General features: G+C 62.0%; 26 protein-coding genes and 4 pseudogenes. 16 read left to right on the forward strand and 14 right to left on the reverse strand.

Features of this window, described 5'->3' with window-relative positions:
• Positions 1 to 79 precede the first annotated feature (79 nt).
• The 3 genes from BFE01S_RS01460 (at position 80) to BFE01S_RS01470 (ending at position 2,623) form a co-directional block, all read left to right on the forward strand.
• Positions 80 to 1,360: a cytochrome c gene (locus BFE01S_RS01460; RefSeq protein ID WP_028224058.1), complete on the forward strand. Its 1,281-nt coding sequence runs from the start codon at positions 80 to 82 to the stop codon at positions 1,358 to 1,360.
• A 125-nt stretch (positions 1,361 to 1,485) separates the two neighbouring features.
• Positions 1,486 to 2,091: a DNA-3-methyladenine glycosylase gene (locus BFE01S_RS01465; protein WP_028224059.1), complete on the forward strand. Its 606-nt coding sequence runs from the start codon at positions 1,486 to 1,488 to the stop codon at positions 2,089 to 2,091.
• Between the two features lie 181 nt (positions 2,092 to 2,272).
• Positions 2,273 to 2,623, forward strand: a complete 351-nt coding sequence (locus BFE01S_RS01470; protein WP_028224060.1) for a DUF4148 domain-containing protein — start codon at positions 2,273 to 2,275, stop codon at positions 2,621 to 2,623.
• Positions 2,624 to 2,886: 263 nt separating this feature from the next.
• Here BFE01S_RS01470 and BFE01S_RS01475 read toward each other — a convergent pair whose 3' ends face one another.
• Positions 2,887 to 3,330, reverse strand: coding sequence for a CBS domain-containing protein (locus tag BFE01S_RS01475; protein WP_028224061.1), 444 nt, complete (start codon positions 3,328 to 3,330; stop codon positions 2,887 to 2,889).
• A 250-nt stretch (positions 3,331 to 3,580) separates the two neighbouring features.
• On the opposite strand from BFE01S_RS01475, the gene ribA reads away from it, so the two are divergent.
• The 7 genes from ribA (at position 3,581) to BFE01S_RS01510 (ending at position 10,881) form a co-directional block, all read left to right on the forward strand.
• Positions 3,581 to 4,228, forward strand: a complete 648-nt coding sequence (gene ribA, locus BFE01S_RS01480; RefSeq protein ID WP_042337058.1) for a GTP cyclohydrolase II — start codon at positions 3,581 to 3,583, stop codon at positions 4,226 to 4,228.
• Positions 4,229 to 4,639: 411 nt separating this feature from the next.
• Positions 4,640 to 5,011 carry a hypothetical protein gene (locus tag BFE01S_RS45495; protein ID WP_028224063.1) on the forward strand — a complete coding sequence of 124 codons (372 nt, stop codon included), beginning with the start codon at positions 4,640 to 4,642 and terminating at the stop codon, positions 5,009 to 5,011.
• A gap of 307 nt (positions 5,012 to 5,318) precedes the next feature.
• A complete protein-coding gene (locus tag BFE01S_RS01490) occupies positions 5,319 to 6,818 on the forward strand; it encodes an aldehyde dehydrogenase family protein (RefSeq protein WP_028224064.1) in 1,500 nt (499 codons plus the stop codon).
• A 70-nt stretch (positions 6,819 to 6,888) separates the two neighbouring features.
• Positions 6,889 to 7,830 (forward strand): helix-turn-helix domain-containing protein, encoded by a 942-nt coding sequence (locus tag BFE01S_RS01495; protein WP_028224065.1) that lies wholly within the window; start codon positions 6,889 to 6,891, stop codon positions 7,828 to 7,830.
• A 139-nt stretch (positions 7,831 to 7,969) separates the two neighbouring features.
• A complete protein-coding gene (locus BFE01S_RS01500; RefSeq protein ID WP_042337059.1) occupies positions 7,970 to 9,163 on the forward strand; it encodes a porin in 1,194 nt (397 codons plus the stop codon).
• 14 nt (positions 9,164 to 9,177) lie between these two features.
• Positions 9,178 to 10,479 (forward strand): NAD(P)/FAD-dependent oxidoreductase, encoded by a 1,302-nt coding sequence (locus tag BFE01S_RS01505; protein WP_028224067.1) that lies wholly within the window; start codon positions 9,178 to 9,180, stop codon positions 10,477 to 10,479.
• 33 nt (positions 10,480 to 10,512) lie between these two features.
• On the forward strand, positions 10,513 to 10,881 hold the full coding sequence (locus BFE01S_RS01510; RefSeq protein ID WP_028224068.1) for a cupin domain-containing protein: 369 nt from the start codon (positions 10,513 to 10,515) through the stop codon (positions 10,879 to 10,881).
• An 85-nt stretch (positions 10,882 to 10,966) separates the two neighbouring features.
• Here BFE01S_RS01510 and hpaI read toward each other — a convergent pair whose 3' ends face one another.
• The 6 genes and pseudogenes from hpaI to BFE01S_RS42430 all read right to left on the reverse strand — a co-directional run.
• On the reverse strand, positions 10,967 to 11,782 hold the full coding sequence (gene hpaI, locus BFE01S_RS01515) for a 4-hydroxy-2-oxoheptanedioate aldolase (protein WP_028224069.1): 816 nt from the start codon (positions 11,780 to 11,782) through the stop codon (positions 10,967 to 10,969).
• A 10-nt stretch (positions 11,783 to 11,792) separates the two neighbouring features.
• Entirely contained in the window at positions 11,793 to 11,942 is a 150-nt protein-coding gene (locus tag BFE01S_RS43825) for a hypothetical protein (RefSeq protein WP_174464438.1), read from the reverse strand.
• 2 nt (positions 11,943 to 11,944) lie between these two features.
• Positions 11,945 to 12,391 (reverse strand): 5-carboxymethyl-2-hydroxymuconate isomerase, encoded by a 447-nt coding sequence (locus tag BFE01S_RS01525; protein ID WP_028224070.1) that lies wholly within the window; start codon positions 12,389 to 12,391, stop codon positions 11,945 to 11,947.
• Positions 12,392 to 12,409: 18 nt separating this feature from the next.
• The gene (gene hpaD, locus BFE01S_RS01530; protein ID WP_028224071.1) at positions 12,410 to 13,333 is read right to left on the reverse strand and encodes a 3,4-dihydroxyphenylacetate 2,3-dioxygenase; all 924 of its coding nucleotides are present in this window, start codon (positions 13,331 to 13,333) and stop codon (positions 12,410 to 12,412) included.
• Positions 13,334 to 13,375: 42 nt separating this feature from the next.
• Positions 13,376 to 14,836: a 5-carboxymethyl-2-hydroxymuconate semialdehyde dehydrogenase gene (gene hpaE, locus BFE01S_RS01535; protein WP_028224072.1), complete on the reverse strand. Its 1,461-nt coding sequence runs from the start codon at positions 14,834 to 14,836 to the stop codon at positions 13,376 to 13,378.
• Positions 14,837 to 14,859: 23 nt separating this feature from the next.
• Positions 14,860 to 15,012, reverse strand: a pseudogene (locus BFE01S_RS42430) (fumarylacetoacetate hydrolase family protein); the annotation flags it as partial.
• Positions 15,013 to 15,175: 163 nt separating this feature from the next.
• On the opposite strand from BFE01S_RS42430, the pseudogene BFE01S_RS46455 reads away from it, so the two are divergent.
• From BFE01S_RS46455 to BFE01S_RS01550, 3 genes and pseudogenes are all read left to right on the forward strand, one after another.
• A pseudogene (locus tag BFE01S_RS46455) lies at positions 15,176 to 15,238 on the forward strand (homoprotocatechuate degradation operon regulator HpaR); the annotation flags it as partial.
• A gap of 153 nt (positions 15,239 to 15,391) precedes the next feature.
• Positions 15,392 to 16,201 (forward strand): MoaF C-terminal domain-containing protein, encoded by an 810-nt coding sequence (locus tag BFE01S_RS01545; protein WP_028224073.1) that lies wholly within the window; start codon positions 15,392 to 15,394, stop codon positions 16,199 to 16,201.
• Positions 16,198 to 17,007: an SDR family oxidoreductase gene (locus tag BFE01S_RS01550; protein WP_028224074.1), complete on the forward strand. Its 810-nt coding sequence runs from the start codon at positions 16,198 to 16,200 to the stop codon at positions 17,005 to 17,007. Before BFE01S_RS01545 ends, BFE01S_RS01550 begins: the two co-directional genes overlap by 4 nt.
• On the opposite strand, the gene BFE01S_RS01555 is transcribed toward BFE01S_RS01550, so the two are convergent.
• Positions 17,004 to 17,804, reverse strand: a complete 801-nt coding sequence (locus BFE01S_RS01555; RefSeq protein ID WP_028224075.1) for an SDR family NAD(P)-dependent oxidoreductase — start codon at positions 17,802 to 17,804, stop codon at positions 17,004 to 17,006. The two genes, BFE01S_RS01550 and BFE01S_RS01555, sit on opposite strands and share 4 nt — an antisense overlap.
• 177 nt (positions 17,805 to 17,981) lie before the next feature.
• Between BFE01S_RS01555 and BFE01S_RS37000 the strand changes: the two genes are divergently transcribed.
• The 3 genes from BFE01S_RS37000 to BFE01S_RS01570 all read left to right on the forward strand — a co-directional run bounded on the left by BFE01S_RS37000 (position 17,982) and on the right by BFE01S_RS01570 (position 20,991).
• Positions 17,982 to 18,725, forward strand: a complete 744-nt coding sequence (locus BFE01S_RS37000; protein WP_245621001.1) for a helix-turn-helix transcriptional regulator — start codon at positions 17,982 to 17,984, stop codon at positions 18,723 to 18,725.
• A 51-nt stretch (positions 18,726 to 18,776) separates the two neighbouring features.
• Complete coding sequence (locus BFE01S_RS01565) at positions 18,777 to 19,175, forward strand: hypothetical protein (RefSeq protein ID WP_169742582.1); 399 nt, start codon at positions 18,777 to 18,779, stop codon at positions 19,173 to 19,175.
• A gap of 367 nt (positions 19,176 to 19,542) precedes the next feature.
• Positions 19,543 to 20,991, forward strand: coding sequence for an APC family permease (locus BFE01S_RS01570; protein ID WP_028224077.1), 1,449 nt, complete (start codon positions 19,543 to 19,545; stop codon positions 20,989 to 20,991).
• 205 nt (positions 20,992 to 21,196) lie between these two features.
• Here the strand turns inward: BFE01S_RS01570 and BFE01S_RS46460 are convergent.
• The 6 genes and pseudogenes from BFE01S_RS46460 to BFE01S_RS01590 all read right to left on the reverse strand — a co-directional run.
• A pseudogene (locus BFE01S_RS46460) lies at positions 21,197 to 21,409 on the reverse strand (hypothetical protein); the annotation flags it as partial.
• A pseudogene (locus BFE01S_RS45505) lies at positions 21,400 to 21,507 on the reverse strand (aldo/keto reductase); the annotation flags it as partial. The pseudogenes BFE01S_RS45505 and BFE01S_RS46460, both read right to left, overlap by 10 nt.
• A 105-nt stretch (positions 21,508 to 21,612) precedes the next feature.
• Positions 21,613 to 22,188, reverse strand: coding sequence for a cysteine hydrolase family protein (locus tag BFE01S_RS01575; RefSeq protein ID WP_169742583.1), 576 nt, complete (start codon positions 22,186 to 22,188; stop codon positions 21,613 to 21,615).
• A 36-nt stretch (positions 22,189 to 22,224) separates the two neighbouring features.
• Positions 22,225 to 23,073: an amino acid ABC transporter ATP-binding protein gene (locus BFE01S_RS37005; protein WP_084169438.1), complete on the reverse strand. Its 849-nt coding sequence runs from the start codon at positions 23,071 to 23,073 to the stop codon at positions 22,225 to 22,227.
• Positions 23,074 to 23,091: 18 nt separating this feature from the next.
• Complete coding sequence (locus BFE01S_RS01585) at positions 23,092 to 23,748, reverse strand: amino acid ABC transporter permease (RefSeq protein WP_028224079.1); 657 nt, start codon at positions 23,746 to 23,748, stop codon at positions 23,092 to 23,094.
• A gap of 49 nt (positions 23,749 to 23,797) precedes the next feature.
• Entirely contained in the window at positions 23,798 to 24,664 is an 867-nt protein-coding gene (locus tag BFE01S_RS01590) for a substrate-binding periplasmic protein (protein ID WP_245621002.1), read from the reverse strand.
• Positions 24,665 to 24,825 lie beyond the last annotated feature (161 nt).

The following is a 24,825-nucleotide window of genomic DNA, read 5'->3' on the forward strand; positions in this document are numbered from 1 at the left end:
AGAGACGATGAAAACGAATCCCGTACTCCCGGCATCGCTTGCGCGCCGTACTGCCCGCGCGGCGCTTGCAACGGTCGCAATGTTCGCCACCTTCGCGACTTTCACGGCGCTTGCCTTCGCGCCCGGCCAGGCGGCCAACGCCGCAACGCCCGCCGCGGGCGATGCCGATGCCGTCCAGCGCGGCGCCTACCTCGCGGCGGCAGGCGACTGCGCGGCCTGCCACACGGCGCCGCACGGCAAGCCGTTCGCGGGCGGCCTGCCGATGAGCACGCCGCTCGGCCGTATCTACACGACCAACATCACGCCCGACCCGGCCACCGGCATCGGCAACTACACGGAAGAGGACTTCGCGCGGGCGCTGCGCGAGGGCGTGGCGAAGGACGGCCACAACCTGTATCCGGCCATGCCTTACCCCTCGTATGCGAAGGTGCGCGACGAAGACGTGGCCGCGCTCTACGCGTATTTCATGCACGGCGTGCAGCCGGTCAGCCAGCCCAACCGCGACTCGGACATCAGGTGGCCGATGAACATGCGCTGGCCGCTCAAGATCTGGAACGCGCTGTTTCTCGACAAGGGCGTGTATCGGGACAAGCCGGGCAAGGACGTGGCGTGGAACCGCGGCGCGTACATCGTGCAGGGCCTCGGGCACTGCGGCTCGTGCCACACGCCGCGCGGCATCGCGTTCAACGAGAAGGCGCTCGACGAAAGCGGCGACGACTACCTCACGGGCGCGCTGCTCGACGGCTGGTTCGCGTCGAACCTGACGGGCGAGCACAACACGGGCCTCGGGCGCTGGAGCGAAACGGACCTCGCGCAATTCCTGAAGACGGGGGCGAACCAGCACGCATCGGCGTTCGGCGCGATGACGAGCGTGATCAACAACAGCACCCAGGCGATGAGCGACGCCGACATCGGCGCGATGACGGCGTACCTGAAATCGCTGCCGGCCGCGGGCGGCGATGGCGGCCCGGCCTACGCCTACGATCCGCAGGCGACGAAGGTCTCGCTCTCGCGCCCGGCAGACGATGCGGGCGCCCGCGTCTACACCGCGTACTGCATGCATTGCCACGGCACGGACGGACGCGGCTTCGCCCCCATGCTTGCCCCGCTCGCCGGCAATCCGAACGTGCTGGAGAAAGACGCGTCGTCGCTCATCAACGTCACGCTGAACGGCACGGGCGATCTCGTGATCCAGGGCATTCCGGCGCCGTACCCCATGCCGGCCTATGGCAACGTGCTGACCGATCGCCAGGTCGCCGATGTCCTCACCTTTATCCGCGCCGGGTGGAACAACGACGCCGGGGCGGTGGGCGTGCGGGACGTGGTGAAGCTGCGCGCGCAGACGCAGGCGTCACGCTGAGGGCGCGGGCGATGGCGGCGCGTTTGAGCAAGGCAGCAAGCGAGCGACTGTCGTCGGGCGAGGGCGCCGCTGTACCCGCGCCCGCGCCTGTAGCGGCACGCACGCGGACGGCCGCCGCGGCGCGGCTGCGCATCGTCCCGCTGCGACGCGCGGACCTGCCCGTGGATACCGTCGAGCTAGCGCGCTTCATGGTGGGCAAATATCTGGTCCACGACCTGGCCGCCGGCCGCATGAGCGGGCGCATCGTGGAAATGGAAGCCTACCCGGTGGGCGATTCGACCAGCCACGCGTTCATCGGCCGGCGGGCCTGGAACGCGTCGCTGTTCCTCGAACGCGGCCACGCCTATGTGCGGCTCACCTACGGCAGTTCGTACATGCTCAACATGTCGAGCGAGGCAGCGGAAACCGGCGCGGGCGTGCTGGTGCGCGCGGTCGAGCCGCTGGAGGGGCTGGCGCAGATGGCGGCGCTCAGGTCCGGCGTGCCGCCGCGCGATCTCGCGCGCGGGCCGGGCCGTCTTACCCAGGCGTTCGGCATTGGCGCGGCATTCGACGGCGTGGATCTGTGCCGCGGACACGGCCTCTGGATCGGGCGTGTGGACGAACCGGCGCGGCCTGTCGGCGTGACGACGCGCATTGGCCTGTCCCGCGAAACCGGGCGGCCGCTGCGCTTCTTCGAAGCCGGCAGCCCGTACGTGAGCGGCCCGCGCCGGCTGCTTGCCGGCGGGGTCTGAAGCTGGCCGGAGCGCTGCGGTCTGCATTGTTGCCCCAGCCGAAACTGTATTTTTGGCAAATAGGTATTTGCCCTGATCTCTTGTCTCAATACACTGGAATCACGGGTTCCGTTTCGCGCGCATTGGCTGTAGGGCAAGCGCGGCGCGGCGGGCCGACAACAAGTGAAGGAGGTAAGTGATCATGAAGTCCCGTACGCTAATTCAGGCCGCGCTCGTGGCCACCCTGGCTGCCGCTCCGGCTTTTGCTTTCGCTCAGGCCGCCGATACCAGCGGCAACGTTCCCCTTACGCGTGCGCAAGTGAAGGGCGAACTGGTGCAACTGGAACAGGCCGGTTACAACCCGGCCACGTCTGACGACGCCACTTATCCGAGGGACATCCAGGCGGCCGAAGCGCGCGTTTCGCAACAAGAAGGCGTGGCGCAAGCCCCCGCCGCCGACACGAGCGGCTACGGCGCACCGATGCAAGGCACGACGCAGTCCGGCCGGCCCGCGACGATGCGCCCGGCCGACTCCGTCTACTTCGGCAACTGACCGGCGACCGATCCGCCGCGGATTCGCTGGTGATTCACTGGTGATTCGTTCGTGATTTGCGGCGAATTCCGTAGGTCCCAAGCGGCCGGGGCGGCATGACGCCCGCCCCGATAGGCCGCCCGCCCCCCGCTGCACGCGTGTGCGCGTCGTCTAGCGCGAGTTTCATGCGTGGAACCTCCGCCGCCGGAAGGCGGCTTCGCCCAACCCGGCTGGATTGGGCTTTTTTTCTCGCGCCGTCGCCGGAGGGTGCCGCAGGGGTTGCGTCAGGTGCCCGGGCCGCCCGTGATGTAGTGCTCGAGTTGCGAGATCGTGAACTGCTGCTCGGCAATGATTTCCTTCACGAGGTCGCCGATCGACACCATCCCGATCAACTGGCCGTCTTGCAGCACCGGCAGGTGGCGCATGCGCCGCTCGGTCATGAGCGCCATGCAGTCGTAGGTGGTTTGCTCGGGCTGCACGAAGCGCACGTGCGGGCTCATGATGTCGCTCACCGCGGTGGTTTTCGAAGAGCGGTCCATCAGTACGACTTTGCGCGCGTAGTCGCGCTCGGTAACGATACCGACGATCGCGCCGGCGTCGGTGACCACCAGCGCGCCGATCTGCTTGTCTGCCATCAGGCGGATTGCGTTATAGACGGAGTCGGAGGCGGCTATCGTGTGCACCACCTGTTCCGGCTTCGATTTAAGTACTTGTGCAACGCTCGTCATAGGGCGACTCCCTTTCCTTCAGTTCGTCCTTCGGTCATGGCGCGGCGCAGCACGCAGCGCCGTGCGCCTTTTGTGCCGCCGAAAAGCCCCTCCAGTATAGGCTGAGGGTCCGTGTTGCGGCGTCGGGAGTTGCGCGAGGGTGCGCAGCAGCCGGTGGCGCGGGCGGCGAGGGCGGCGAAATGACGGTAAACTCCGGTTCCATACCTCAATGCGGCCGTGTGCCCTTTTCGCCAGTTACCTGTTTCACATCATGCCTACGCTTCCTGAGTCGTCCTGCACGGACGGCGATCACCCCAACGAATGCGTCGTGCTCGACGCCACCGCCTCGCTGCCGACCCGTTACGGCACGTTCACGTCCTACGTCTACCGGGTGAAGGACGGCGGCGCGGAGCATCTCGCGCTCGTGATGGGCGACGTGGGGAACGGCGAGCCCGTGCTGGCGCGCCTGCACTCCGAATGCCTGACCGGCGACGTGCTCGGCTCCTACCGCTGCGACTGCGGCGAACAGCTCGACCTCGCGCTGCGCTACATCGCGGCCGAAGGCCGTGGCGTGCTGCTCTACCTGCGTGGCCATGAAGGCCGCGGCATCGGCCTGTCGAACAAGATTCGCGCCTATGCGCTGCAGGAGCAGGGCCGCGACACCGTGGAAGCCAACCTCGACCTCGGGCTGCCCGACGACGCGCGCGAATACGATTCGGCGGCGGCGATCCTGAGGTTGCTGAAGGTGTCGTCGGTGCGACTCATGAGCAACAATCCGAAGAAGTTCGACACGCTTTCGCAGCACGGCATTCCGGTGCTGGAGCGTGTGGCGCTGGCGATTCCGACGCGGGAAGAGAATGAGCGGTATATCCGCACGAAGCAGGTGAAGTTCGGGCATTACTTTGAAGAAAACGAATAGTAGAAATTCCAGTCCCGTCCGAGGTCAGCCAGATACGTCTAATGGTGCTGGTAACTAACGGAACTTCGGCGTAGGTTTTTGGGCCATTGTGAAGAAAACCTACGCCGAGGGACAAATGCGCTTTGATGCACGTGTCGCGGCCAGGCTGCCCTGCGGGGAGCACATGACCTTTGGGATTTCCGGGACTACGCCTGCAGGCTTCGACGAGCCGCAAGTCGCGGACGTATCGCTACAAGTTACCCGTTGACGGCCGGATGCGACAGGTGAAACCTGGCGAATGGCCGGCGATGGCGTTCGCAGCAGCGATCGCTGCGTGGGAGAAGAACCGCACCGAGCGTGATACTGGCGCGGAGCTCTCCGTCTCCGCTCTGCGTCGAAAGAAAGAATGCGCGGCAGCTCGTCCATCACCAGATGGATTACACCGTCAAGCAGTTCTGTCGCGACTATCTTGAAGGGTACGTGGAGGTGAACCGCAAGACGAAGGGGGCGGTCGAGGTCGCGCGCATCTTCAAGGCGATGCTGGGACCGATTGCAGATATGTGCGCGGCGACCATCACCCGTGCACAGGCGTTTGATTTCCTCGAGTCGTACCGGGGCACGCCCATGCTCGCGTCGCGGCTTCGGATGAAACTTGGGTGTGCCTGGCATTATGCGCTCGATGCGGGGCGCCTTCGGGAGGACACCGCCAACCGGTGGCGGGAGGTTCTACGGGGGCGATTGAAGAGCAAGGGGCGCAAGGTCGAGGGGAAGTATACGGGGACACAGAAACGGTCCTCTCGGTAGATGAAGCGCCGCTGCACGCGAGGGGCGTCTGGCGTGAGTGTAAGCGAATTGACAGTCGTCGATGGCAAGCTCATCTGAGGACGCTGAACGCCAGCACGGAAGACGCGTTTGCCCGTCGTAAACGTGTGCCAGCGGCGAGGAGCGTACGCGTAGACGTATTACGGCTGGCGGAGCGAGGAGGGTATTCCCGTGGTTTTCGGGGGGCTGCCGATTTGTGATAACGCTTGCCGATCCGCGATCGGTACTATTGATCGGATATTGCACAGGCGCCCGATCCCGAACGGTCGTCCCTTACCGATCAATTGCCATGACCTCTCCTGAATTTGTGCAGATCAGTCCCGCCGTCCGCCAGTTCGCAGAACGCCTGCACGGGCTGTTCATCGACGGTGCTCAGGTGTCCGCTCATTCGAAACTGCGCCTCGAAGTGTTCGATCCAGCCAGAGGCGAGTGTCTGGCGACCACGGCCGACGCAGATGAGCAAGATGTCGATGCGGCGGTCGCGAGTGCGCGCCGCGCTTTCGATACGCGAGTCTGGCGCGGTTTGCGCCCCGCGGATCGTGAGCGCGTCCTGCTGCGTCTTGCGGACCTGCTTGAGGCGCATGCCGAGGAGTTCGCGCAACTTGAGACCCTGAATCAAGGAAAGTCCATCAACGTATCGCGAGGCGTGGAGGTGGGCGCAAGTGTCGAGTACGTGCGTTACATGGCTGGCTGGGCGACAAAGCTGGAGGGCGAGACGCTCGACGTGTCGATTCCGGTTCCTCCCGGCACTCGCTATACAGCGTTCACGCGCAAGGAACCGGTCGGCGTCGTGGCCGGCATCGTGCCGTGGAATTTCCCGCTGATGATTGCGATCTGGAAGCTCGTGCCAGCTCTCGCTGCCGGTTGCTCGATCGTGATCAAGCCGTCTCCCGAAACGCCGCTGACAGCGTTGCGTCTGGCTGAACTGGCCACCGAAGCCGGTGTGCCGCCGGGCGTGTTCAACGTGGTGACGGGCGGCACGGTCTGCGGTGCCGCGTTGGCCGCGCATCCGGGAATCAACAAGATTTCGTTCACAGGTTCGACGCCGACCGGCAAACTGGTCGCCACGGCCGCCGTGCAGAACATGACGCGCTTTTCACTCGAACTGGGTGGCAAAAATCCGGCTGTGATGCTGGCGGACGTCGACGTCGATCAGGGCGTGCAGGGCATCCTGCTCGGGGGACTTTTCAATCAGGGCCAGGTTTGTGCGGCCGCTTCGCGTATCTACGTACATCGTAGCAAGTACCGCCAGATCGCGGACGGACTGTCCGATGCCGTGCGCTCCATGACATTGGGCCCAGGGCTTGACCCCGCGGCCGAAGTCAATCCACTTGTTTCCGCGCGTCATCGCGATCGCGTACTGCAGCACATCGCGCAGGCACGAGCTGACGGCCTGCGCTTTCTCACCGGCGGCGAGCCGGTCGAGCAGCCGGGCTATTATGTCCGTCCCGTCGTTATCGCGGATGCACCGCCCGACGCGGCGATCGTCCGCGATGAAGTTTTCGGTCCCGTGCTCGTAGTGATGCCGTTCGACGATCCCCTCGAAGCGGTGCGGTTGGCCAACAATAGTCCGTATGGGCTCGCAGCAAGCTTGTGGAGCAACGACATGAAGGCCGTATTGAATCTGGTGCCGGAGATGGAAGCCGGGACAGTCTGGGTCAACACCCACGTCCCGCTTGACCCGGGCATGCCGTTCGGAGGTTTCAAGCAGTCGGGCATTGGGCGGGAGTTCGGCCGGCATGCTGTGGAAGGATTCACCGAAACCAAGTCGGTGTGCATCGCGCATTGAACGGTTTGACGGGCTATCCAGCGGTTCATGTATTTGCCGGAAATTGATTAGATTGTTTGAGGGACGAGCCATGAGCTTTCTGATCCGGTCGTTGAACGATGTACACGATCATTCGATCGCCGTGGACGGCTGGATCCAGACTTACAGACAGATAACGCCCGGCGCGTTTCACAGCCGGGTGGCGCAACTTAGCGATCCTGACTTTCTGTTTTTCCGCGAAGAAACGAACCGGCGGGTTGTCCAGCAAGGGATATCGCCCAGCGGGCGTTTCTCGTTGGGCCTGCCACTTTACGAGCCCATCACCGGAACGTTTCAGGGGCAGGGCGTTGATGGCTATGCATTTCTCATGCTGGGGCCAGCCGAGGAGTTTTGCTTCCATACGCAGGAAATCATGCATTTCATTGGCGCGAGTTTGCCGGTTGAAATCATGACGGACATGGTCGCTGCGGTCGCTGGCGAGGCTAGTCTGCGGCGCCTGCGTAGCGGCGTGCTGCCAATGTCGGAGAAGTCCGGTGCAGTTCTGCGCGAACGCGTGGCGCCGTATCTGGACCAGATGGAGCGCAGTGTGCTCCTGACCGAACATCCAGTGCTTGGCAAAGTGTTCCGTGACGAACTGCTCGGGCAACTGTTCGACCTGCTGGCGGCCGCAGCCGACGAGCCGCTCAACGATCTCACTCACCGCACTTACAGCGATATCGTGAAGCGTTGCGAGCGCATCATTCAGCACCACGGCGATGAGCCCGTGACCGTCCTCGATCTGTGCCGGGCTGTGCGGTGCAGCCGACGCACGCTGCAGACGAGCTTTCAGCGCGTGGCGAACGTCACGCCGGTCGGCTATTTGCGCGCTTACCGCCTGAACGCGGTACGAGCCCAGTTGCGTGCAACCTCCCCGGAGGAGCTGTCGATTGGCGACGCCGCCAATCGACAGGGCTTCGGGCACCTCGGCTACTTCGCGCAGGAATATCGCACCCTGTTTAACGAGATGCCGTCCCAGACGCGCCGCCGCGGCTGACTCGCACCGTAGTCGATGCGGATTGCCAATTTGCGCTAACCCGTGTTTTTTTCGCCCGATACAGTCCACTCACCGCGATACACCGAACGGTAGACCAATACAAACACAAAGGGACTTGATCATGATTCGCCAGACGTCCATGGTTTTATTCGCATTCCTATGTATTGAGGCTTCTCACGAAGCGTGTGCCCAAAGCAGCGTCACGCTGTATGGCACGATGGATGCCGGTATTATCTACAGCACGAACCAGCAGACAACGAACGCCAACGGCAGCACAAGCGGGGGGCATGGCGTGCAGGTCGGAGGCGGCAATCTGGTTCCGTCCCGCTGGGGCCTGATGGGGACTGAGGATCTCGGCGGCGGACTCAGCGCGAAATTTGCACTGGAGAACCAGTTTCTCAGCAGTAATGGCGCTATGTTGCAGAGTGGCTCGCTGTTTGACCGGCAGGCATGGGTCGGCCTGAGCAAGGATGGCATCGGCACGCTGAGCGCGGGGCGACAGTATGACTCGTATTCGGATTTTCTCGGCGTCTATGCTTCGAGCAATAGCTGGGCGACGCAGTACGGCTCGCATCTCGGCGACGTCGACAACCTGAACGAGGCGTTCAACTTCAATAATTCGTTGAAGTTCACGAGCGCGGATTTCAGCGGGCTCACGTTTGGCGGCACGTTCAGCTTTGGCGGGCAGGCCGGCAATTTCGCAGTGAAGCGCGGCTATGCGCTGGCTGCTGCGTACACGCATGGACCGGTGTCCCTCAGTGCTGGCTACCTGACGCTAAACCAGCCGCTCGACGCGGCGCTCGGTGGGGCGAGCAACTACGTTGGCGACTTCTCGTGTTCGAACGCGGACGCAATGTACTGCAACCTGCAGGACGCAGCTTCGCTCAAGGTGTGGGGTGTGGGTGGGTCGGTCGCGATTGGCCAGGCGACGCTTGCTGCCGTCTATACGCATACGCGTCTTGCGGACAGCCAGTATTTCGCCGGCGCTGCAAGCCCCAACGGCGAGAATGTTTCGTTTGATATTGCCGAGCTGAATGCTGTCTACAACCTCTCGCCGGCATGGACGGTGGGCGCGGCCTACATCTACAACAACGCGAAACCGGGCGGCGGTGGTTCGACTCATTTCCACCAGGTCAATCTCGGCACCAACTACTCCCTGTCGAAGCGCACAGCGCTATATCTCGTGGCGATCGCCCAGAAGGCGTCGGGAGCGGGGCTTGGCATCAATGCATCGACGGGCGGGGCCGCCAATTACGCGCAGATTCCGACGCTCGTCAACAGCAACTCGGACCGGCAACTTGCTGCGATGGCCGGCATTCGCGTGAACTTCTGAAACGGAAGCAGTCAATGCATATCGATGAAACGCCGACTTTTTACACGGCGACCCGCAAATACGATCTGAGCTTCCCGTCTCTCGAAGGCGATATCGAGGCCGACGTCGTCATCATCGGAGGTGGATTCTCCGGAATCCATACGGCGCTCGAACTGGCCGAACATGGGAACACCGATACCGTGGTGCTCGAAGGGCGCTATCTCGGCTTCGGAGGAACCGGTCGAAACGGCGGGCAGGTAATGGCCGGCATTGGCCACGATCTCGACGCAATCAAGGCCGATGTGGGTGAGGATGGTCTACAGGCGATATTCGCGCTTAGCGACCTTGGACCGCAGATCATGCGCGAGCGCATCGCGAAATACAACATCGATGCGGACTTTCGCAGCGGTTACGGCTATCTCGCGTATAACGCGCGCCAGGCGAAGACGCTGCGAAACTGGGAGAAGGAATTTCGATCGCTCGGCTCGCCTTATGAAATCCGTTATCTCGACGGGGCAGAGGTCGGCGAGATCATCGGTTCGGAGGTCTACCAGGCCGGACTGTTGCACATGGGGGGCGGGCATGTTCACTCGCTGAATCTGCTGCTTGGCGAGGCTAAGGCATTGTCAGAGATCTATGGTGTGCGCATTTTCGAGTACAGCCCGGCGCTTGAAGTGACCTATGGTTCGTCGATTGTGGTGCGCACGGCGAAGGGACGCGTCAAGGCACGCAAGCTGGTCTGGGCCGTTGACGGATTCAACAACCGGATCGAGCCGGAATTGCATCGCAGTACGATCAATGTTTACGCCTACAACTCCGTGACGGAACCGCTCAGCGATGAACTGATCGAGCGTATCAGCCCGATCCGCGGCGCCTACAGCGATATCCGCCCGGTCATCAACTACTACCGCATCACCAACGACAACCGTCTGATGTTCGGCTCGTCGACTCAGGTGATCGAGCGGATCCCTGACGATCTCAAGGCGTGGAACCGTCACCTTATGCTCGAAGTGTTTCCGTATCTGCGCGACGTCAAGATCGATCTCGCGTGGGGCGGTCCAATGGCTACCACGCGCAACCTGTTTCCCCAGATCGGTACCCTGGCGGATCGGCCGAACGCGTTCTTCGTGCAAGGGTATTGTGGATTCGGAGTGACGCCAAGCCAGATCATCTGCAAGATTCTCGCGGAAGGCGTCCTCGGCGGCTCGGATCGTTACAAGCTGCTCAGTTCAATCAGCCGCGCGGACATCAGCGGCAAGGACCGTTATCGCGCGCAACTCGTGAGCCTCGGCAAGGCGATGCACCAGATTTCCGGCTACTGGCATGGACGCCGTTGAGTTCCAGCCGTTTACCGTCAAAGGGTTTTTATCATGAGCTTTACCTTTATCAACCGCAACACTGCCATTGCCGATCTGGACGCGTGGGGCAGCTTCAGCGAACTCGGCGCTGAGATCATTGAAGGTGGCGACGTGCAGGCCTTCGGCAAGTCGACCTTTGGCGCGCCGACCGATCCTGTCAGTGCCGGCTATTTCGGTACATCGAAGGGAAAATATCGTCTGGTTTATCCGTTCAGCGAGCAGGCAACGCTGCTCCAGGGTGAGCTGCGCATCACTGACGAGATCACGGGGCGGGTCTCGCACTTCAGTGCAGGCGACAGCTGGTTTGTGACCCGAGGCACCTCGACGGTGTGGGAGGTTCTGAGCGAGGGTTTCACAAAACACTATCTATCGTTCGTCTGAACGATTGCCTGCCGCGCTCCGCGACCGGGAGCCGAATGAGGAAACAGGGAGTCTCGGGTACCCGAGACTCCCTGTTTTCCATTGTTCAATAAACGCTGGATGCCGATGAGGTATCGGATGCCTGTGCCGATGCACTACGCTTGAACTGCTGCGCGAGTGCCGAGGCGGACTGGACGAGTAGGGTGGTGTCGACACCGACGGCCACGAATTGGGCGCCGGCATCGAGATAGGTCTGCGCGACCTGCCGGTTGGCCATCAATACGCCGACGGCCTTCCCCGCAGCACGCACGGTTCGAATACCGTCCAGGATGGTCTGCTGCACCTCTGGGTGGTTGGGTTGTCCGCGATAACCCATTGACGCCGAGAGATCCGCCGGGCCGAAGAACACGCCGTCGACGCCTTCCACTTCGGCGATCTGTTGCAGGTTTTCGATGGCGGTTGCTGTTTCAGCCTGCACCAGAAGGCACATCTCGCCGTTGGCGAGGTTCAGGTAGTCGTCGATCTGGTTCCAGCGCGAGGCACGCGCGAGTGCCGCACCCATCCCGCGAATGCCGTCCGGGGCGTAGCGCATCGCGCGCACCATCTGTGTAGCCTGTTCGGCCGTGTCGATCATCGGCACCAGCAGGGTCTGAGCGCCGATGTCGAGATATTGCTTGATGAGCGAGGCCTCTCCCCGTACCGGCCGCACGACGGGATGCACCGGGTAAGGCGCGATGGCGCGCAACTGGTCTAGCACCGTGCGCACGTCATTGGGTGCATGTTCGCCGTCGAACAGGAGCCAGTCGAAGCCGCAGGTGGCGAGGAGTTCCGCGGCGTTGGCGTCGGCGAGTCCCACCCAGAGCCCGATGCGGGCTTGCCCGGAACGGAGTGAATCGCGGAAGGTGTTGGTCGGGATATGCATGGTCGGTATCTCAGATGAAGCGGAACGCGATGGAGCCGAGCGCCCCGTAGTCGATGGTCATGCCGGGAAACTGTGCGGAGAAATGCCTCAGTGGCGTGCGCGTCTTGCGCGCGTCGTAAAGCCGGCGCGCGAGAGCCTCGATGGTGTCCTGCGTGAGCATGCTCAGCCTCGTTGGAATAGCGGGTGCAGCGAGCTGGTCCGCGAGTTGAAGACCTCGGTGCCTTCGTCGATTTGCAGCGTGACGCCGATGTGTCGCCTGGCGAGCAATGGCGCAAAGTGATGTTTGACGCATGAATCGAGGGCGTTGCCAACCGACTCATGGACGGCAGGACTTCGCCCACGCGCCATGCGCAGGTTCAGGTAGACGAACGCGTACTCTCCTGAGCCGCCCGCGGCGCGGCCGGCAGCACCCCCGTCGGCGACGGCGGCATGCGCGGCCGGATACGCAAGGACGCGCACGCCGCCGACAGGGAAGACAGGGTGGCCGGCTTCATCGCGCTGGGCGACCATGGTGTTGGCGAGCGCCTCACAAAGCGATTGCATGTCCGTGCCGCCTTCGTCGGCCGGGCGCTCGAGATTTGGCGTGTAGAGGATCGTGAGATGGGGCATAGCAGTCTCCCGGTATTTTTACAGGCGCGGAAAGGCGCGATAGCCCTGCGCCGCGGAGCTTTGCGGACCCGGGATGCTGTCGCCGCCTTGCTGCGTGACGGGAAACACGGCGTTGATCTGGCCGGTACCGGAGGCGCCGAAGTAAGGCGTGATGATCTCCGCGCGACTGTCGTATCGGGACCAGCCCAGTGCACCCAGCATCATGGCCGTATCGTGCATGAAACCCTCGCCATGCCCTTTCGTCGCGTATTCGGGCAGCATCTCGCAGAACGTCTGCCAATCGCCGCGCTTCCACATTTCGACGACCTGCTGGTCGAGCGTTTCAAGCAGCGGACTCCAGATGCGGAAGGCGTAGTCGGGCGCAAGGCCGTTTTGCGCGAAGCGGTGGCTCAGGCTGCCGCTTGCAAGGAATGCGACCTTGCCGTCGTAGTGCGTTTCGATTGCCTGGCGCATTGCCCAGCCAAGCCGCGCGCTGTCATTGAGATAATGCGACGTACAGAGCGCCGACACCGACACGACCTTGAAGTGCTGGTCGCCGTTCATGTAACGCAGCGGAACCAGCGTGCCGTATTCGGGGTTGAGGGTGGTCGCGTCGTGCGCGAACGTCTCGACACCGTGTTCGTTGCACGCGCGTGCGAGCAGATGGCCCAAGGCCGGATTCCCCGGTGCCTCGAACGGCATGTTGCTGATGAAATGCGGCAGTTCGTTGCTGGTATACAGCCCCTTGAAATGGGCTCCGCAGTTGATGTGATAGCCGGCGTTGACCAGCCAGTGCGTGTCGAACACAACCAGCGTATCGACGCCGGCTTCGCGGCAGCGCCGTGCGATTTCGACATGCCCGTCGATGGCGGCCTGGCGGGAGCCCTTGCGCGGCCCATCGAGTTCAGACAGATACATCGACGGAACGTGGGTAATCTTGGCGACGAGTGCGAGCTCACCCATGAGCGGCTCCCCGGATGACGGCAGGAATGGTCATGGTGTTCATCACTGACGGCCCCATTGCGGAATATGATGCGAGCCGAGCGACACGCAGACGTTCTTCGGTTCGAGGAACACTTCGTAGCTCCACGTGCCGCCCTCGCGGCCAACGCCGGAGGCTTTGGTGCCGCCGAAGGGCTGACGCAGGTCACGCACATTCTGACTGTTGACGAAGCACATGCCGGCTTCGACGGCGGCGGCCATGCGTAGCGCACGCCCGGCATTTTCCGTCCAGATGTAACTGGACAGACCATATGCGATGTCGTTCGACAGGCGGATCGCGTCGGCTTCATCGTCGAACGGAATCAGGCAGGCGACCGGCCCGAAGATTTCTTCCTGCGCGATACGCATGCGGTTGTCGACGTCGACAAAGACGGTTGGCCTGACGAAATTGCCCCGGGCGAGTGCACCGGTCAGGTCTGGTGCGTCCAGGCCGCCGCACGCGAGCGTAGCGCCTTCCTTCGTGCCAAGTTCGATGTAGCTGCGTACCTTGGCAAGATGCCCCTGACTGATCATCGGGCCGAGAATCGTGTGTTCATCGAGCGGGTCGCCCACGACGAGGCGCTGTGCGCGCTCGATGAAACGCCCGGCGAACTTCGCATAGATGGAGCGATGCACCAGAATCCGCGAACCGGCCGTACAACGTTCGCCGTTATTGGAGAAGATCATGAATACTGCTGCGTCGAGCGCGCGCTCAAAATCAGCGTCGTCGAAGATCACGAACGGCGATTTACCCCCCAGTTCCATCGAGAACTTCTTCAGGCCCGCAGCCTGCACGATGCGGTTGCCGGTGGCAGTGGAACCCGTGAACGATACGGCCTGCACGTCGCGATGCGAGACAAGCGGCTCGCCGGCCTCGTGGCCATAGCCGTGCACCACGTTCAGCACGCCTGCCGGAATGCCCGCTTCGAGCGCCAGTTCGCCGAGTCTGGCGGCCGTGAGCGGCGACAGCTCACTCATCTTCAGCACTGCCGTATTACCGAACGCGAGGCAGGGTGCAACTTTCCAGGTGGCGGTCATGAACGGCACGTTCCACGGCGAGATCAACGCGCAGACACCGACCGGATGATAGAGCGTGTAATTCAGATGCGTGCTGGTGGGATAGGTATGGCCGTCAACTGCCGTACAGATTTCGGCAAAGTAGCTGAAGTTGTCCGCGGCGCGCGGCACGAGCTGCTTGCCGGTCTGCGAAATCGTCTGCCCGGTGTCCTGCGTTTCGGTGCGGGCGATTCCCGGGACGTGCTGTGCGATCAGCTCTCCCAGCTTGCGCACCCGCTTCGCCCGGTCGGCGGCGGGCTGTGCGGCCCAGGCGGGGAACGCCCCTTTCGCCGCTGAGACGGCGAGCCCGATTTCCTCGGCACCCCCGCGCGCGACTTCGGCCAGGACCTCCTGGGTGGCCGGATTGACGGTCTCGAAATAATCGCGTCCGGGATGGACGCGCCCGTTGATCAGATGTTCGATACGCATGGTTGCTTACCCTGGTTACGAAGCTACGAAGCGAGCCCGAATTCGGAATCGGACGCAATGGTGTTGATGAGACGGCCGAGACCATCGATTTCGCAGATGACCTCGTCGCCTTCGCCGACGTTGACGATGCCATCCGGTGTCCCGGTCAGGATGATGTCGTCCGGCGCGAGTCGGAGCTTCTCGCTTGATATAATCACTAATATCTTAGTGAGTGTGCGCCCGTTAAGATGCGTCGTCAACGAAAATGTCGATCAGCGGGTTTTCCCGCGGATCGCTTCAGGCTAGTGATCCACCATGTCAGACTTCTCCGCCGAAGCTTCACTGCACCGTAATCTTCCGATGCTCCTTTTGCGCGCACGGGAAAAGATGATGGAGCGCTTTCGGCCACTGATCACGGCACACGTTGCTGGCCGGACTTGAACGGACAAGGCCGGTTTGATGGCGTGATGTCATCCTTTTGACCGATCACTCCGGAACGCGTAGCTTCGTAAAGTTATGCAAGGCAGTGCTGTCGAACGAACGGACGGTGCGCCATTCATTTCACGGAGCCTATTCATGTCTTCTCAACCCGCTTTTATCCAGGTCGGCGCGCTGGCCGACGGTTTCGCGCCCGATAGCAATATTCTTCCCGTCGTTCAGGATCTGAGCGGCCGCACGTTCACACTCGGATTTGCCGATGGCTCTCGGGAAACGCTCACCCTATTGGACGGTGAGCGGGTTCGGACCGCAGCCGGTGAACATGCCGCTCGCGTGACGTCGATTCGCCCCGGAATCTATTTCATCGACTTCATCGGCGGTGGCGCAGGCGGCAAGCCGGGATCGACAAGCGTGGTAATCGACGAACGCCTCGCGCTTTGCACGGTCCTGAATGGCCATCTGCCTGCGCAAGCCGAGGCCCATATCGATGCGCTGACACGTGTCGAACGCAACCTCCCGCTGACCAGCGTGACTGCTGAATTCCGTCACGGACGACTCGTTTCGGACGGTGTGCATGCTGCGGCGGAGCTTCATGCACCGACGCGCGAACTGATCGGCATGCGCAACATGTATACCTACAGCGCGACCGAGCGTTATGAGCACGTCTACCTGAACGAGAATTTCTACGCCTGGCAATGCCTGGCAGGCGTCGAGGCAGGGCTTGCCGACGTGGACCGTTGTTATACGATTCGGATTGCAGAAAAACTTTATCTGTTTGTCTGGTGCGAAAAGATCGTGCCAACGCTTGGCGTGGTCATGATAGACCTCGAACGCATGAAGACCGACGGCAAGATTTTCGGTTATCAGGGCAGCAATTTCGGGGCACTGTCGAACTTCCCCGTCGGCGCGTTCGCCCAGGTGCTGAATACGACCCGGTACCCGCAATGAACCGCGCCGACATGCAGCGGCAAGCCAACGGGTCGTGCGAATTCTCCGGTAGGACCGTTCTGGTCACGGGGGCCGCGCAGGGGATCGGCCTCGGCATTGCGCGTGCTTTCGCGGCGCGCGGTGCGAGCGTGGCGATAGGTGATTTGCGCGGCGATGCGGCAGAAGCCGCCGCACGCGAACTGACGCAGGCGGGCGGCTCAGCGCGTGCCTGGCAGGTGGACGTGGCCGACCCCGTACAGGTTAGCGGGTTTGTCGCACAAACTGAGGCGGCATTCGGCGCTCTCGATATCGTGATCCACAATGCAGCGTATTTCCCGCTGACTTCGTTCGAAACCATTACGCCGGAAATACTCGATCGGACCCTGCGGGTTAACCTCGCCGCCCTGTTCTGGCTTGCGCAGGCTGCGTTGCCGGCATTTCGCCGACGTGGAGGCGGGCGTATTCTCGCGACCTCCTCGGTGACGGGGCCGCGCGTCGCTTATCCGGGGTTGGCACACTACGCGGCTTCCAAGGCGGGGGTCAACGGTTTTATCCGCGCCGCCGCACTCGAACTGGCGGTGGAAGGCGTGACGGTGAACGGCGTGGAGCCGGGCATGATCCGCACGCCCGCGATGGACAATCTCGGGGATGCTGCCCTCAACGCGCGTATAGCGCGGAGCGTGCCCCTCGGACGCCTGGGTGAGCCCGCCGATATCGCGGGCGCGATGCTGTATCTGGCGTCCGACGCCGCGGCTTACGTGACCGGGCAAACGATCGTCGTGGACGGCGGCGCGACCCTGCCCGAAACGTCGGCCGTGCTCGACTAGCGGCGGTCTTGCGTCAGTTGCTCATACGCAAGTGTGGGCACGTCGACGATGGACGAGCCGCCGTCGGCAACGATGGCGGCTCCCGTGATGATTGACGCCGCGGGCGACGCCAGAAAGGCGCAGATTGCCGCGATTTCCTCCGCTGTTGCTGGCCGGCGCAGCGGAACGTTGGCGCATACGCGCTGGTAGGCGGCATCCAGCGTGTCGCCATAGTGATCGATGAACGGCTGCATTTCCTCGTCGGCCATAGGGGTGCGAACCCATCCCGGGCAGACTGCATTCACACGCACGCCCTGCGGGCCGTAATCGCGCGCGAGCGACCGGGTCAGGCCGATCAGCGCGTGCTTTGCCGTGGTGTAGCCGCATACGCCCGGTCCTGCGGCGAGCGACGCGATTGATGCGACCAGCACGATTGAACCGCGCTGCCCGATCAGATCGGGCAGGCAGGCGCGCGCGCTAGCGAACGCGGTGTCGAGATTCAGCCGCATCGCAGCCGACCAGCCGGCATCGTCGGTTTCCGTGGCGGTTCCGAGACCGTGGCCGCCCGCGCAGGCGATCAGCGCGTCGATGGGGGGCGCCGTGTCGCGGATCTGCCTGATGATGCCGTCCCAGGCGTGGGTGTCGGCCGCGTCGGCCGCGCAGACGAGGCCGCCGGTTGCTTCGGCCAGTTGTTCAAGCGGCGCCCGGCGCCGGCCTATCAGAACGACGCGGTCCCCGGCATCGGCAAAGCGTTTCGCGCAGGCGGCGCCGATGCCTGTGCCGGCGCCAGTGATGACGACAGTGCGTGGAGCTGTCATGAAAGACCTCACTCAAGGATTGGGGAATGTCGAGTCTAGGGACGCCGTGCGCGACGAGGCATCGTTCATAAGGCTGACACTGCGCAGACTGGTGCCGCTGAGGTTGCCGATTCGTGCTAACGCTGTGGCGCGGCCGGGGAGTACGATCGTCAGAACCCAGCGATTCCGGAGTGCCCCATGTTGATGGATCCGGGTATCGGTACGCGCGACGCGAGCCGACTTACCGCCTGTTGTGCCGCCACCCCCGATAACGGACCCGATGCGCTGATTGAACTGGGTGTCTCCACCCTGGCCCGGTTGGCGCGCCCGTCGGCAACCGTGTTTTATTCGATCGGACCGGATAACGAGCCGTCGTGCTTCGAATTGTTCGGGATAGCCGAAGCCATGCACCGTGCGTGGCTTCGGCGCTATTGCCGGATCGATCCTCTTCACCCTTCTCGCTGTGCCTCTGCCGCGGAGCGCGTGCAGACACTCGATCGGGCGTTGCCAACGCCGTTTCGTGCGTCCTCGACGTACTGGCACGGGTTTCTGCTGCCCAACGCGGTGGTCGACGTGATGGAGGTCTGGCTGCGCGATGCTGGCCGACTGGTAGCGGGCTTTTCGTTGCTGCGTATGGCGCCCTGCGAGCCGTTTTCGATGGAAGAGGTGGAGCGCGTGCAGGCAGTGCAGCCGCTGCTCGAATCCGCCCTGATTCCCCGATGTCTTGGTGAACTCGCGTTGAAGACTTCTACCCGCACGAGTCCGCATCTGACCCAGCGCGAGCAGCAGATTGCGCGACTGGTGCGCGACGGGCTTTCGAACAAGGCCATTGGCCGGCAACTGGGGTTGACGCAGCCGACCGTGAAGACCCATTTGCGACGCCTGTTCTTGAAGCTCGGTGTATCGAGTCGCACCGAACTGGTCGCCACACTCTTTTTTTGAGGGAGGTGCCCGATGGTAGCCAGGCAGATACCTGTTTATGGTCCTCGTGTGTTGGAGAAACTGGACTCCGCGCTGCTGTTGTATGCCGTAGCGGCGGTGCAAGTCGAACCGGCTGGCGTTTCGGGCTGGTTCACCAGGCGGCGCGGCGCGTGTGCCACAGTGATTTCGCGGGAAGAGGACGTGAAAGATATTTTGCTGCGCATGCCGGAAAGTTGGAACGTAGTGAGCGGTGCCCGATGCAAGGGGCTACATGATGACATCGATGTCGTCACGGTGGACCCGAGGTTCAGGCACGGGCCGATGCACGCAAGCTGCGCGGTCGTGGGCCACGACGACGGAAAACGGTTCATCCTGCTCATGCAGATGAACACGGCCGATGCTGTTCTACTGCCCGAACGGCTGTTTCGGGATGCATCGACCTTTGAGGACTGTATCTTGCATGCTGGCTGACTTGCCAGTCGAAGTCGGCGGCCGCCTGGTCTATGGTCCGTCCGGATTACAGGCGAATGCGTTCGCCGGATGCCGGAGACTTCAGCCGGTCCCCGTTTGCTCTGTGCCCTGGGCAAGCGCATACTCCTCTCCCATTCCGGTTCCTCCGAGCTGAAGCCCATCTCCCTCGCTGCGGTTTCGGCATTTTCCCTGGATCTGCAACGGGTTGCCGATTTGCGCTCCCAGTCACCATTTTGGTTTTCTACATTTCAGTTCATTCCTTCTGCGCGGAAAGCAGATGTTCTGCGCGATACGAATGTGGTGCGGCATGCCGGCGCACGTCGCGACTGAAGGTCGAAAAATGTCATACCAAACTGGAGCAAGCTTCATGAGTGTCACTACGGGAAACACGCCATCCACTGAGTTGCGCAAGGGCACACTCGGGCTTGGCTTCATCATCTTTTTCGTCATTTCTGCGGCGGGACCGCTCGTCGCAATTGCGGGCGGATTCCCAATCGGCATCATGCTCGGCAATGGCGCGGGGACGCCTGCGCTGCTGATCGCGACGGTTGCGATCCTGCTGATGTTCTCGGCAGGCTATACCGCCATGTCGCGCTACATTACCAACGCTGGCGGCTTCTATGCGTTCACCGCGCGCGGACTGGGCGGCAAGGCAGGCGGCGCTGCCGCGCTGCTGGCCCTCCTTGGGTACAACACGATGCAGATCGGCTTGTATGGCATGTTTGGCGCCGTCTCGTCAGGTTTCCTGAGCATGCATCTGGGCGTTACCATGCCGTGGTGGGCCTGTTCGCTGGTGGCGATGGCGAGCATTGGCATCTTTGGCTATCGACAGATCGATCTGTCGGCAAAGGTCTTGTCCCTGCTCGTTTTCGGCGAGTATGTTGTCGTGCTGATACTCGATGTTGCGATCCTGAGGCATGGCGGGGCATCGGGTTTGAACGCGACTTCATTCGCGCCTCACGTCTTCCTCGGCGGCGCGCCGGCAATTGGTTTCCTGTTCTGCTTCGCTAGCTTCGTCGGTTTTGAAGCGACCACGATTTATAGCGAGGAGGCCAAGGACCCGCACCGGACCGTCCCACTTGCGACTTACATTTCAGTCCTGCTGATCGGCGGCTTTTACGCATTCTCAGTCTGGTGCATGGTGATCGGCGCCGGCAGCGATCAGGTCGTCAAAATCCTTACTGGCTTGTCGGATCCTACGACCTTTCTTTACACCCTTTCGGACCGCTATGCGAACAGTACCCTTACGGGCGCCATGAGTGTGTTATTCATCACGAGCGTCTATGCTGGCCTGCTCGCGTTCCACAATTCGGCGGCGCGGTATTTCTATGCGGCCGGTCGAGAGGGTTTGCTTCCGCAACGGCTGGGCTACACCCACCGCCGGCACAGCAGCCCGCATGTCGGCTCCCTGTTGCAGACCGTATTGGCGCTGCTCGTCGTCACGATCTTCATCATTACCGGTGCCGACCCGGTGCTCACGCTGTTCTCATGGCTTACGAACGTGGCGACGCTGTGCATTATCGCGCTGATGGCGCTGTCATCGGTTGCCGTGTTCATGTTTTTCCTGACCCATGAGGCACGCGACGAAGGTGTCTGGCGAATCAGGATTTTGCCGATACTTTCCGGACTCGCATTATCCGTTGTGCTGGCACTGGCGATCATCAATTTCCCGCTGCTGACAGGCGCCCGGGCGGGACTGTCGTATGGTCTGACCGCATTGCTGCCCGTCTTCGCGGTTATCGGCGTACTTGCAGCATCTGCCCTCAAGCGGCGTGATCCAGCCGCATTCAATCAGCTCGGAAGCTCCAGGCTGTAGTTCGAGCGCGGCCGGTATTGCTCCGTACGTGCGGACGGCAGGCGAGCGGGCCGGGGGCACTCGCTCGCCATGTGTCGCCGGCGAGAACGTGTCGATGGGAAGTCTCGTGCCCATCTGTGCGCCATATGCGAACGAGTACGGTGCCTGGCAATTAGTTCGGCAAGGGTCTTGTCGACTTTCTATTCGCGATGCCGGATTCTCTCTTTCAATCCGTCGTACGCGCTTCCCACCTGCTCCGGGAGAGGTGTGATTTTGCCCACTTCTGCGATGCGGAGGTGGCTGGCGGAAGTACCGCACGCTCGCCGCCCGCGTCGCCGGACGGGCGAGCGTGGCGCCCGGCACCGGGCTGGATGCCGGTCACCCGCTTGAATGCCTGGGCAAACGCGGATTCGGACTGGTAGCCGACGCGCTCCTGAGCGATCTGTCGATAAAAGCACTGAGATTCCCAGCGGTATAACCTTTTGCCGGATGAGGGCCCACTCGGCGACCGGCTTTCGTCGCAACGAAAGGTCGCGGCTCCGAACCGTCGTGGACGAATTCTTGTACCTGTCCACGGGTCAGTCAGATCACAAATATCCCGCAAGACACAGTGCCACTGTGGATTTCTGGAATCGATACCTGTCAGATTTCAATCTCGATCGAGTCCAGCCGGGTCGAATTGTTGGTCATGTTCTGCTTGCGCAGAATGGTCAGTGCGGCTTGAATGGTTGTCGCGTTGCCGTCCGTTCGCCCGCTACATTCCTCGATCACGTAGGTGAAGTAGCCGTCGTCGAGCGCATCGTATGCCGTGGCGAGAAGGCAGTCATTGATATCGAAGCCGAGTATGTGAACTTCGTTGACGCCAGCATTGCGCAGCGCCGACTCGACGGCCGGCCCGTCCGGACCCTTGAACACGGAGCGGACGGTTTTTTCGATGTGCAGAACGTTCGCGCTCCGGGATGAAATCAGGTCGTCCAGAACCGCATCGCTGGGTCCGGCGGCCTCGGCCGGCAGGAGCCAGCCCGATTGACGATAAAACATCGAGCTCTGAGGCGCCGAGTAGGTGGCGACAACATAGGCATCGTACGTAGTCACGCTAACGAAACTCCGGATATTCGATAACGTCGCCTGCGCCGCGTCACTTCGCAAAGTATTGGGCTGAACGTCGATGACGAGTAACGCACGCTTTGCGTTGCCGTGGGGGAAACGGATTTTCATTTGACCCGCCTGAGAAGTTGCCACGCAGGCCATTGATCAGATCGTGCGGCCCGATGTTCGGCCCGGTATGCATGTGGACGGATCATCGAGCCGGATGTCGCGCAACCCGCGAGCGCCGTCAGGCGGCGCCTCGGCAGAAGCCGTGTCCCGGACTGAGCCCGGACCGAGTACGCGTCGCAGAAACTCCCGCGTGCGCGGTTCGCGCGGAGCGTTCAGGACCTCCGGCGCACTTCCTTCCTCCACAATCGATCCGCCGTGCAGAAACCAGACGCGATCGGCCACCTCTTTGGCGAACTGCATCTCATGCGTGACGACGACCATCGTCATGCCGTCGTTCGCCAGCGAACGCATCACTGTCAACACTTCTCCGACGAGTTCCGGGTCCAGCGCCGATGTCGGCTCATCGAAAAGCATCACCTTGGGCGACATGGCAAGGGAACGTGCGATCGCAACGCGTTGTTGCTGTCCGCCCGAAAGCTGTTTCGGGTAGGCGTTCAGCTTCGTACTTAACCCAACCTTGTCGAGTAGCGTGACCGCCGCCTGTCGGGCGATGGCAGGCTTTTCCCGGTTGACGTGGATCGGCCCCTCCATGACGTTCTCCAGCACGGTACGGTGGGGGAACAGATTGAACCGCTGGAAAACCATGCCCACCTGCCTGCGCAGTGCGTTGATCTCTTTGCCGGTGGCGTCCACATGCTTTCCAAGGACCGTGATCGAACCCGCGTCGTAGGCTTCGAGTCCATTGATGCAACGCAGGAGCGTCGACTTGCCGGACCCGGATGGGCCGATAAGACACACCACCTCCCCGGGCGACACATGTGCTGAAACGCCGTTCAGAACGGAATTCGCACCGAACCGCTTGTACACACCGGATATCTCGATCATGCGGAACCTCCGTTCGGGTCAGTTCTTGTCGTGGCGCCCGAAGCGGCGCTCGAGAACGGACGTCAGATGCATCATCGGCAGGCTCATCGCCAGATAGAACAAGGCGACCAGCGTATACACCGTCATGTTCTGGAAGGTCGATGCGGCAATGAGCTGTCCTTCCCGGGTGATCTCCGAAACCGCGATCGTCGAAGCGATCGCGGAGTCCTTGAGCATCATAACGATGGTGCTGCTGTACGGTGGAAGCGCGACGCGAAATGCCTGCGGAAACACCACCCGGATCATCGCCTTCGTTCGGGTCATCCCGAGCGACTTCGCCGCTTCGAGCTGGCCGGGATCGACCGACTCGAGGCCCGAACGAAACACCTCGGCAAGATAGGTCGAATAAGCGAAGGCGAGTCCTGCGATCGCCGACTCGATCGACGAAAGCTGAATCCCGATGTCGGGAAAGACGAAGTACACGTAGAACAGCAGGACGATCATCGGCAGGCCACGTACCACGTTGATAATGGCAGAGGCCAGCGTGGACACTGCCTTGACGCGGGATCGCTTCAGCAGCAGCCATAGAATCGCGAGGGGCGTGCTGATCACGAGCGAACCGAGCGTGATGGCGATCGTAAGCACGGCGCCATCAAGCAGTATCGGTACGAACTCGACGATGTTGTTCCAGGTCATGCTGCTCCAGTGCGGTAATGTCGTTCAGCGGGATTGCAGCATTTCGCGCTTAATGGAGGCCCCACTTGTTCAGGATCGCGGCGAGCGTACCGTCCTGCTTCATCTGGGCGATGCCCGCATTGATCTTGTCGAGTAGAGGCTTGTTGCCCTTCCTGACCGCGATTGCGACGCCGGCAGTCGAAAGCGGCTTGTACGATTCAACGACGTGCATGCCCGGCAGTCCACCCTTCGCGGCCACCGCCTTCAGTTCGGGATAGTCGTTGAAGGCCGCCTTGATGCGGCCGTTCTGGAGGTCTTTGATCATGTCGGCGGGGCTGTCGTAGTACTTGACCTCCTTGAAGATGCCGAGCTTCTGCAGAGCCTCGCCGTAGTCCGTGCCGGCGGGGGCGCCGATCACCTGGCCTTTGAGATCCTGTGCGCTTGTATAGGCCGTCTTGTCGTCGTCCGGTACGACCATCCCCTCGCCATAGGCATAGATAATGTCCGCGAAGTCGACGACCTGCGCCCGTTTCGGGTTGGGCGTCATTGCCGACACGATGATGTCGATCTTGCCTGACACCGCGGACTGAATCAGCGCAGCAAATGGAATCGCCTCGAACTGGACAGTGAACCCTTCGCGTTTCCCGATCTCGCGGATGAGGTCCGGCATCACCCCTTCGATTGTCTGCGTCTTCACGTCGAGGAATGTCATCGGTGCGCTTGTCGGCGGCGATCCCGCCGTCAATACCTCCGCGGCGTTCGCGGCGACATGTGCTGCCGCGCCGCAGAAAAGGATCGTGCTGGCGATGATCGCCCGACAGCAATGGCGCAACTGGGGCGAAACCTTACGGGTGGCACTCCACGGCATGATGGAACTCCTTGGCTTCATTTCGTTGAGAAACGGGCACGGCACGGAAAGCGCTTTCAGCAGGTTCAATTTATTGAAACAAGCACAAAACCCGTTGTCAAGGTTAACAATATTCAGCCTCAACCAGGCCCCAAGACATCGGGAATTACAGCCAATATTCTGCTTGACGCTCAAATTTTATCGGGTTCAAAATATTGAAACCGCGACCTGTCGACTGTGGCTGGAGATCC

This window comes from Paraburkholderia ferrariae NBRC 106233 (assembly GCF_000685035.1).
GTDB classification, from domain to species: domain Bacteria; phylum Pseudomonadota; class Gammaproteobacteria; order Burkholderiales; family Burkholderiaceae; genus Paraburkholderia; species Paraburkholderia ferrariae.